The sequence below is a fragment of the Psychrobacter sp. Pi2-51 genome (assembly GCF_904846665.1).
Taxonomy (GTDB): Bacteria; Pseudomonadota; Gammaproteobacteria; order Pseudomonadales; family Moraxellaceae; genus Psychrobacter; species Psychrobacter glaciei.
Genome location: NZ_CAJHBP010000032.1, coordinates 20,351 through 29,942, shown reverse-complemented (window position 1 = coordinate 29,942; position 9,592 = coordinate 20,351). Strand labels below are relative to the sequence as shown.

Below are 9,592 nucleotides of genomic sequence, written 5' to 3'. Positions count from 1 at the left end.
ACATTATATTATAAAATATAATAAAAAGGTAAAAAAATACTGAACCTATTGTTATAAAGGCTCAGTATTTTTAAATTAAACAGATTTCATTTTGAGTAGCAAGGAAAGCGAGCATCAGTGCTACTTCAAATAGATAAAGCAAGTTTGGCACAGCCAATCATGCTTCTGCGACAGCTGCTATTTCGCCAATACTTTATCAAGCGCGGTTTCAAAACGCGTTACCGCGCCATCAATATCCGTCAATTTATCTAAACCAAACAAACCCAAACGGAAGGTTTTAAAGTTTTCTGGTTCGCCAACTTTTAATGGTACGCCAGCGGCGATTTGCAAGCCCGCTTCAGCAAAAGCGCTACCTTTATGCATGTCATCACGCTCAGTATAAGCCACGACCACACCTGGCGCTTTAAAGCCTTCAGCGGCAACACTTTCGACGCCTTTGTCTTCCATGACCTTACGGACACGGTTGCCAAGCTCCCACTGCGCGTCAGACAGTTTAGCAAAGCCCACTTCTTTGGCCTCATTAATAGTATCGCGGAACTGACGCAGGCCATCGGTTGGCATGGTCGCATGATAAGCATGACCGCCATTTTCGTAGGCGCGCATGATGTTCAACCATTGCTTAAGATCGAGGCTAAAGCTATCAGATTCTGTATTATCGACTTTTTTGACGGCTGCATCACTTAGCATCACCAAACCAGCACAAGGTGTACTGCTCCAGCCTTTTTGTGGCGCGCTGATAAGCACGTCAATGCCTAAGGCTTTCATATCCAACCAAACACAACCTGAGGCGATGCAATCGATGACCAATAAGCCACCTACGCTATGGACGGCTTCGCCCAATGCTTTAATATAGTCATCTGGTAGAATAATACCGGCTGAAGTTTCGACATGCGGGGCAAAGACAATGGCTGGTTTTTGTTCTTTGATTTTTGCTACAGCGACATCGATATCGACTGGTGCAAAAGGCTTTGGCGCATCAGTATTTTCTGTACGATCAGCGGTCAATACCGTCGATGACTTGGCAATGTTGCCTTTTTCTAGGATTTGCGTCCAGCGGTAGCTAAACCAACCGTTTCGGATAATCAGACAATCTTCATCCTTTGCCAATTGACGGGCGACAGCTTCCATCCCATAAGTGCCAGAACCCGGCACGATAGCAACGGCACCAGCGTTATAGACTGACTTTAGCTCGCTAGATAAGTCGTTCATTACTTGCTGAAAGACTTTAGACATATGGTTGAGAGCGCGGTCAGTGTAAACCACTGAATATTCTAATAGGCCATTTGGATCAATATCTTGACGTAATGCAGTCATGGAACGCTCCTAGTTTATGGTTAGATAATTTAATGGCGCTTAAATCTCAGTACAGCCATATCCAAATATGGATACAGACTAGGTACTAATATCGGATAAGAAACCAGAAAACGACGTAAGGCTGATAATATTGTACTTTAGCCTAGAGCGTGTCCTCAATCTGAACGGAAGCGACTAAATGGGCTAAAAATGAATATTGATAAAGCCTATAAACCCTAAGCCAATATATTCATAGCCACACGCTTAGCGAACACCAGTACGGTATCTTAATCCAAACCATTTAGTTAATGAGAGCTTGATATTAGCACCGATACCGAGGGTTGACAACGATACGCCTAGGCAATGATATGACTTGCACTGTTGACTGTTTATTGGTAAATGCGATGCTGATCAGCATCAATGTCCACGATTGGCATCTTTTAGTCCTGAGACAACAAAGTCTAACAATTCACTGTCCCCTTCGCGTGCCGCTTTGCGCATCAGCTTGGATGGCGCATGGGTCAAGGTTTGAGTTAAACGTCTCGACAGCTCGGCTATGATATCTTCAGGGCTCGCACCCTCAGCGTTAAGCTTAGCAATAGAGTCATTAAGCAGCTTATCTACTTGGTCATTAGTACGCTCACGATACTGCTGAATGTCTTTGCCGACTTGGCGCACTTGAAAGCGTCGATCCATTTCGACGACCAATTGGCTAACGAGTAGCTCAGCGTCTACTGCTGCTTGACGACGCTGTTCAATATTACCCGCTATCACATGTTGCAGATCGTCGACAGAATATAAATACACGTCATCTATGCGGCTCACAGTCGAATCGATATCACGTGGCACCGCCAAATCTATCATCAGCATTGGCTGATAACGACGACGTTTCAGCGCCTGCAATGTCATGGTCTTATCAATTAATAAGTCCATACTACCGCTACAGCTACTGACAATATCAGCCTCTGCCAGCACTTGCGGCAACGCTTGCAAAGTTCTGACTTCCACTTGTCGTCCAGGTTTACGCAGCTCAGCCGCTAGAGCCTCAGCACGCTCAGGGTTGCGGTTGCAAATAATCACCCGCCCAACCCCAAGCCCCGCAATATGTGTGGCAACCAAACGATTCATCTCACCAGCGGCAACCACCAACAAGGTACGATTGGGCAAATCATCAAAAATCTGCGTGACCAATTTAGCCGCAGCAAAGCTGAGCGATACGGCTTGAGCGCCAACCTTGGTTTCATTACGTACCCGTTTGGCAGCAGCGAATACCTGATCGACGATCCATCCTAGCTGATTGCTTAATACTTTTTGTTCTTGCGCCATATGTACGGAGCGCTTGATTTGACCCAATATCTGCGGCTCACCCAATATCATAGAGTCCAGCCCAGCAGCAACCCTCAACCAATGAGTCAAGGCGTGAGTATCACGGTGCACATATAGATATGGGTCAATCTCGGTGAGCGACAGTTGCTTAAAATCAGCCAGCCAAGTTTTAATCTTCATGATATGGGCGCTGATGGCCGCTGATGAGATATTGGTGCTGAGCGCAGCATTACTATTATTACTGCTAAAAGACGGTGAGGTAACGTCGTTGACCGTGGGCGACGTTACTGCTTGCTGAGACAAAGTCTGCGGAACGAGGGCATAAATCTCAGTACGGTTGCACGTAGAGACAATCACGCTACCATCGGTAAAGGCCTCTAACTGCTCAAGGGCGATAGCCACATCCTCACCCACAAGCGCCAAGCGCTCTCGTAGAGCGACTGGTGCGGTTTTGTGATTGACCCCAATGACCACTAATCTCATTATTGATAGACCATAAATATAACGCTCACTTGCCAGCCAAGCGTGCTCGCCGTTTGCCAAAGGCAGTTTTTATAAAAAAGCAGTTTTTATAAATTAGAAAAGCAGTGTTTAGCAAACAGCGCTTAAAGGAAAACCTAAAACCGCTTATTATATCATTATTGCTGGCTTTATTTAACACTCGACCACCTGTGGTGACTATTTGCTTGTATCTGGGCGCATGAGTAACAAATCAACTACCTGATAGATTTTTTGGACGAATAATTGAGTAACACGGGCGCTATTGTTTATCACCTCAATCTCCTTTTATAATGTCGATCATGGGTACTGGCTACCGATGTCTATTTTAAAATCATCAGGATAAAATTGCCTTATTAATGGGTAAACAATAGGTGTACACTGCTATTTATGATTTTTTTTGAGTCATCATTTCGATCACAACTTGTGCATAACGATCAATCTAGCCTTCGCGCTTTATTACACGTCATTATTGAACGTCTATGCCAACGTTATAAGCTAACACTATCGTTGGCCATTTGTTTGTGCCTAGCCTCACCCGCTCAGGCCAATCTGCTCGACCCATCAGACATTCATAATGCCACTAATAATCAATCCTCATTAAGCCAGCCTTCAGTCGCAATGATAAATACAGATGCGACTAATCGTAATGCATTTTCCAATGAACCAACACAGAACGAGTCAACAACAAGAACAAGAACAAGTGTGGCAAATGTAAATAGCTTACCACCGACGATTGCCGCACAACCAACGCTGACCGAGCCAAGCTTGTATGCGCTTTTGGATGCAGAATTTTCCGCTGATCGCAATGACACACGCCGTGCGGTGATGATTTATAAGCAGCAATCTTTTAAAGAAGATGCGACGGCAGTGTTTGAGAGAGCGCTTAGCTTATCTTTGCGTAATGAGAGTGTTGAAGATTCCTTACAATTTGCCAAAACGTGGCAAGATCAAAATCCCGATCATGTCCCCGCATGGTTTTATGTGGCACATTTGGCCTTGCGCGCGCACGACTATCTGTTGGCAGGTGAGACCTTAAATCGTATCTTGCGTTATGACCCTCGGGCAGACTTAAGCGAAATCCTTATCGGTATTTATCCCAATACCGATAATGACAAACGAGAATTACTCGCCGCCCTACAGCCCCTTGATAGTGAACAAAATGCCTCACTATCGGTGTTAAAGGCAGGCTTGCTATACCAATTTAACGAACCTGAAATTGCCATCGTCCATATCAATCGCGCGCTAGAGCGTCAGCCTGACTATGTGCCTTTTATCACCTTAAAAGCAGATATATTGCGCAAAATAGAAAAGCCTGAAATGGTGATTAATTATGTTAGCCAATCACGTCTGCGTAATCCTGATAGCAAAAGCTTGTACCTATATGAGATTCGTTACTTACTGGATTTGAAACAAAGCGAGCAGGCGTGGCAGCTATTACTAGAGGCGCACAATCGCTTTGCTGATGATGCTGAGATTACCTTATTGGCCGCACTGGTCAGCTTGGACATCGAAGAGTATCCTAGTGCTGATCGCCTACTCAATATGCTGGCAAAAAGTCCTGCTTACCTTGACCAAGCCTATTATTATCTCGGTATCAGTGCCGAGCGCCAACAACGCTTTGATCAAGCGAAATACTATCTCAATGGTGTCATGCAAGAAGACTTGGTGCTAGAAGCACGCAAAAAAGTCGTCGCTTTTGAGTTGATTAATGATGACGTAGATGCAGCCATCTCTACCTTAGAAAAACTACGCAAAGAATTTAACGTCTTTGCGCCTGATACTTATGTGCTACAAGCCGATATTTTATGGCAACAGAATGAGCCAGAGGAAGCGCTGCGGTTGTTGACGCGGGCAGCGCGTAAGTATCCTAATAGTGAGATGTTACTGTTTGCCCGTGCTCAGCTGTTAGATGATAAAGCCGACTACGTGGTCAAACGCACCTTGCTCAATCACTTACAAGCGCTCGATCCTAACAATCTCTCTTATCAGCTCAGTTACGCCCAATTATTGCTCTCCAACGAGCGCAGCTCTGAGCAAGGGTTGGCGCTAGCGACAGCGATCATCCAAATTCGCTATGATGACCCACGTTACGATAACGAGCTACATCTGCAAGCATTGAATATCTTGGCAGGCAATGCCTTGGCCAACGAAGACTACCGCCAAGTGATCAATTACCTGCAAACCCCTTACGATGTCTTACCCACTCTACGCTCAGGGACGCTATTGCTGCGTGCTTATCAAGGTCTAGGGGATAATGACAAAGTCGACGCCTTGCTCGCCGATCTACAGCAGCGCTTCTCATTTGGGCAACACAATGTTAATGACCGCATACAACTGTATTAATGACAGTTGGCGTCATTTTTAAGCAATATTTTGTATAACAAATAAGCCATAACCATTGCGCAAGCTATCAAAACCCAAGTTATCAAAGCTACAAGGCTCTTATAAGAAGCTAACAGCGACGTATAAATGGGTAACAAATTCAGCTTAAGCTATTATCTTTGTTAATTTTGAGGAAGCATCATGTCAGTATCAAAAACACTCCCTTTTCAAGCCAAAAAACTCAGTCTAATGACGGCTTTGACAGCAGCCATTTTGGTGACGACTGGTTGTCAGTCATTAAAAACCACCAGCGGCACAAACCAACCTAGTAGCACCGTACAGGGACAAAGTGGCCAGCAGCCACAAAAGCTTGAGAGCTTCAATATCACTGGAAAAATTGGCGTTACGACACCTGCTAATGACACTAACGGTGCTCAAGGCGGCAGTGCCTTTTACGCATGGGGACAACAAAACGACCGCTTTGCAATTGAGTTGATTGGTGCGCTCGGGATTGGCAAAACTAACATTGAATATAATGGTCAAACGGCAACGCTAGTCAGCGAAAAAACCGGTACATTGACCGCTGATGACCCTGAGACCTTGCTCAAAAAAGCCACTGGCTGGCAAGCACCGATCTCGCAAATGCCGTATTGGGTATCTGGTCGCCCAGCGCCTTCCGACACCGCCCCTACCCTTGACAATCAAAATCGTTTGATTAGCTCAGTTAATGGTGAGTGGAATGCTAGCTTTACCTATAAAGGCAACGATAAGCTGCCTAGTAAAATCAGCGCTGCACAATCACAAGGCAATAAAGTCGTCATGACGATTGATCATCAGAATCGTTAAAGCATTGAGACATTTAAACGTTGAAATATTGAAACATTCATAAATCAAATGACGATGCAAAATAATATGAGCGCTAAAACGACCATCACTCGCTTATCCCCAGCAAAAATCAATCTGTTTTTGCACATTACTGGTAAGCGTACTGATGGCTATCATGACTTGCAAACCGTTTTTCGCCTGCTCGATTGGGGCGATTATTTGCACTTTTCGGTCACAGATGATGCCGTCATTTCTACGGCTGATAGTGAATTAGATGCTAATAAGCTCTGTCATCAGCTGCTAACCTTAACTGGCGCAGACGCAATAACTGCCAGTATAGATGACAATTTGATTTTTAAAGCCGCACGCGCATTGCTAGCATCTATCATAGAATCAACCAGATTACCTAAGCAATTAGCGTCAGTGCAAATTACTTTAGACAAGCATCTACCGATGGGTGCAGGCTTGGGCGGTGGTTCTTCCAATGCCGCGACGACGCTACTGACATTAAATGATATTTGGCAGCTTAATTTAACGTGTGATGAGCTGATAAAAATCGGTGCTAAAGTGGGTGCGGATGTGCCCATATTTATCTTTGGGCGTGATGCGATTGCGATGGGTATTGGCGAGGAGCTGACAGCGATTGACTTGTCAGAGCAGCAGTATTTAGTGTTAACGCCAAATGCGCATGTGAATACCGCCAAACTGTTCGCCCATCCTAAATTACAGCGCGATATTACGCCACTATCAATTGAGACGATTAAAAATCAGTTCAATGACTATACTCAACGTTTGAATGTGCCTTATCACAATGTCTTTACGCCAGTGGTGACCAGCCTTGCCCCTGCTGTCGATGAAGCGCTTCAATATTTGCAACGTTTAGAAGAGCAAGCACTAGGAACATCACGAATGACTGGCTCTGGTAGTGCGGTGTTTTTGCCGTTAGATGTGAATGTTGCTACTGATAAGGCACTTTTGGCGAAATGGGTTGAAGGTGCGCCTTGTTCGGTATATATAGTTGGGAGTTTATAACTGCGCAAGTTTTTATAGATAGGTGAAAAGGTAAGAGCCGCAAATACTATCAAGCCTAAAGCATTTAAGAGCAAAATATGATCACTCTCGGAAATACAGAAACTATTGCTTTTAAAATACACGAAATGGAAAAGCCATTCATAGTGATGGATATTATTGTGAACTCAGTAAATATCAGTTATCAAGATAATAATTATTATGCGTTTCCACTTGTTAACAATATTAAGAAAGAAATAGAACTTATTACTGATGGCGAATTTCACCTAAATAAAAGCTTGATCAATAAACCACTAAGCAAGCTACACGATATTTTTTATGAAACTGAAACTGGAGTTTACGATAGCAGTAGTGAGAAAACTAACTTTTTGTTCTATGACTTATCTACTAACAAATCTCTATTTTACGTTTACCAAGAAGATGAATGTCTGATATTTTTTGGGAAATTTTTTGATAGTAATAATACTATCACTTCAAGAATAAAGAAAAGTGAGTTCTTAGCTACATTGCTAAAGCTGTTGCATACAGTTGAGTCTTACGCTGCTCCTCGGAACATATAAGACTACTTTGGAAATCCTGTACCAGACACGCTAGTCTCAAGCTCACTAATATAGCCCTACGAGAGAATATCAGTAAGGCATCAATCCTTATTACCGACTTTCACCATATACCTATCGAAATCATACCGTCCTTGATGAATTAAGAATAAATAGCATAAAAAGCCGTAAATGACTTGCAAAATCTGAAAATTTAATTATAATAGGTCGCCTCAATAGGGGTATAGCCAAGTTGGTAAGGCATCAGGTTTTGATCCTGACATCCGTTGGTTCGAGTCCAGCTACCCCTACCATTTTTTAGTACGAAGCGTTCGATAGACACTGATTATAATTGGTATTATAAATACTTACTTATTTTGATTGTCATTGACAACGTTATCCCAGTTTCGGTATAGTTCGCAATGGACACCGCTAGGGAAAAAGTTGTTTTTTAGACGGTTTAATCGTTTATCAGATAGCTAACAGGTGATGACATCATTCTAAGAATAACTAGTAGTTACTATTAGATATCAGATGTTCATAGCCTAGACATTACAGGGGTATAGCCAAGTTGGTAAGGCATCAGGTTTTGATCCTGACATCCGTTGGTTCGAGTCCAGCTACCCCTACCATTTTTTACTGTAATAGTAGTCTCCAATCATTTTCACCACTCTTTTCTGAATTTGAGCAGTTTGACACTGCTTAGCGGTCGCTGCTTGAGTCAATCAATAGGACTTCTGTCATGCCTTATTTGGCGATTTTTACGGGCAATGCCCACCCAGAATTAGCAAAAACCGTAGCCGATCACCTTCATATACCTCTTGGTAAAGCTGACATCACGCGTTTTTCTGATGGCGAAATTGCCGTGGAAATCAAAGAACACGTACGTGGTAAAGATGTGTTTATCATGCAGCCTACTTGTGCACCGACCAATGACAACTTGATGGAAATCATGATGATGGCTGACGCTTTGCGTCGCTCTAGTGCTGGCCGTATCACGGCTGTTATGCCCTACTTCGGTTATGCCCGCCAAGACCGTCGTCCTCGTTCAGCTCGTGTACCTATTTCGGCCAAAGTCGTCGCTGACATGTTAAACATCGTTAGTATCGATCGTGTCATGACCGTTGATTTGCATTCAGATCAGATTCAAGGTTTCTTTGATATTCCAGTTGATAACATCTACGGTACGCCTGTACTACTCAACGACCTCAAAAAACAAGATTATGACAATATCATGGTGGTTTCACCTGACGTTGGCGGTGTGGTACGTGCGCGTGCGATGGCCAAGCAATTGGGCGATACCGACATGGCGATTATTGATAAACGCCGTGCCCGTGCCAATGAATCACAAGTGATGCATATCATCGGTGATGTTCGTGACCGTGATTGCGTGATCGTTGATGATATGGTCGATACTGCAGGCACATTGTGTAAAGCGGCTGAAGCATTAAAAGCAAACGGTGCGCGTCGCGTCTTAGCTTACATTACTCACCCTGTTCTATCGGGTAATGCGCTGAAAAACATCAGCGAATCTGCGCTAGACGAAGTCGTCGTTACCGATACAATTCCATTATCGGCTGAAGCTAAAGCATGTAGCAAAATTCGTCAGGTCAGTATTGCACCGATGCTTGCTGAAAGCTTACGTCGTATTAACAACGAAGAATCTATTAGCGCAATGTTTGATGCCTAACTTTAAACCGTTATCGCAGTGATTTTGATAGTAAGCACTGTGACCACGTAGCCTTAATAGCAAAAAATAG

General features: G+C 43.7%; 7 protein-coding genes and 2 tRNA genes. 7 read left to right on the top strand and 2 right to left on the bottom strand.

The genetic code is table 11. The features are described from left to right. Positions 1-177: 177 nt before the first annotated feature. Together JMY08_RS12700 and hemA are read right to left on the bottom strand one after the other, a co-directional pair. Positions 178-1,314 (bottom strand): aminotransferase class V-fold PLP-dependent enzyme, encoded by a 1,137-nt coding sequence (locus tag JMY08_RS12700; RefSeq protein WP_201593616.1) that lies wholly within the window; start codon positions 1,312-1,314, stop codon positions 178-180. Positions 1,315-1,710: 396 nt separating this feature from the next. Next, positions 1,711-3,102, bottom strand: coding sequence for a glutamyl-tRNA reductase (gene hemA, locus JMY08_RS12695; protein WP_201593615.1), 1,392 nt, complete (start codon positions 3,100-3,102; stop codon positions 1,711-1,713). Positions 3,103-3,507: 405 nt separating this feature from the next. On the opposite strand from hemA, the gene JMY08_RS12690 reads away from it, so the two are divergent. The 7 genes from JMY08_RS12690 (at position 3,508) to JMY08_RS12660 (ending at position 9,522) form a co-directional block, all read left to right on the top strand. Continuing rightward, positions 3,508-5,463, top strand: a complete 1,956-nt coding sequence (locus JMY08_RS12690) for a tetratricopeptide repeat protein (RefSeq protein WP_201593614.1) — start codon at positions 3,508-3,510, stop codon at positions 5,461-5,463. 180 nt (positions 5,464-5,643) lie between these two features. Further along, the gene (lolB, locus tag JMY08_RS12685) at positions 5,644-6,288 is read left to right on the top strand and encodes a lipoprotein insertase outer membrane protein LolB (protein WP_201593613.1); all 645 of its coding nucleotides are present in this window, start codon (positions 5,644-5,646) and stop codon (positions 6,286-6,288) included. Between the two features lie 66 nt (positions 6,289-6,354). Then, the gene (gene ispE / locus JMY08_RS12680) at positions 6,355-7,299 is read left to right on the top strand and encodes a 4-(cytidine 5'-diphospho)-2-C-methyl-D-erythritol kinase (protein ID WP_227679680.1); all 945 of its coding nucleotides are present in this window, start codon (positions 6,355-6,357) and stop codon (positions 7,297-7,299) included. 77 nt (positions 7,300-7,376) lie between these two features. After that, positions 7,377-7,856 (top strand): hypothetical protein, encoded by a 480-nt coding sequence (locus tag JMY08_RS12675; protein WP_201593611.1) that lies wholly within the window; start codon positions 7,377-7,379, stop codon positions 7,854-7,856. Between the two features lie 214 nt (positions 7,857-8,070). Further along, positions 8,071-8,146, top strand: a tRNA-Gln gene (locus JMY08_RS12670). Between the two features lie 242 nt (positions 8,147-8,388). Next, positions 8,389-8,464 (top strand) — tRNA-Gln (locus JMY08_RS12665). A 110-nt stretch (positions 8,465-8,574) separates the two neighbouring features. Beyond that, a complete protein-coding gene (locus tag JMY08_RS12660) occupies positions 8,575-9,522 on the top strand; it encodes a ribose-phosphate pyrophosphokinase (protein ID WP_010196062.1) in 948 nt (315 codons plus the stop codon). Positions 9,523-9,592 lie beyond the last annotated feature (70 nt).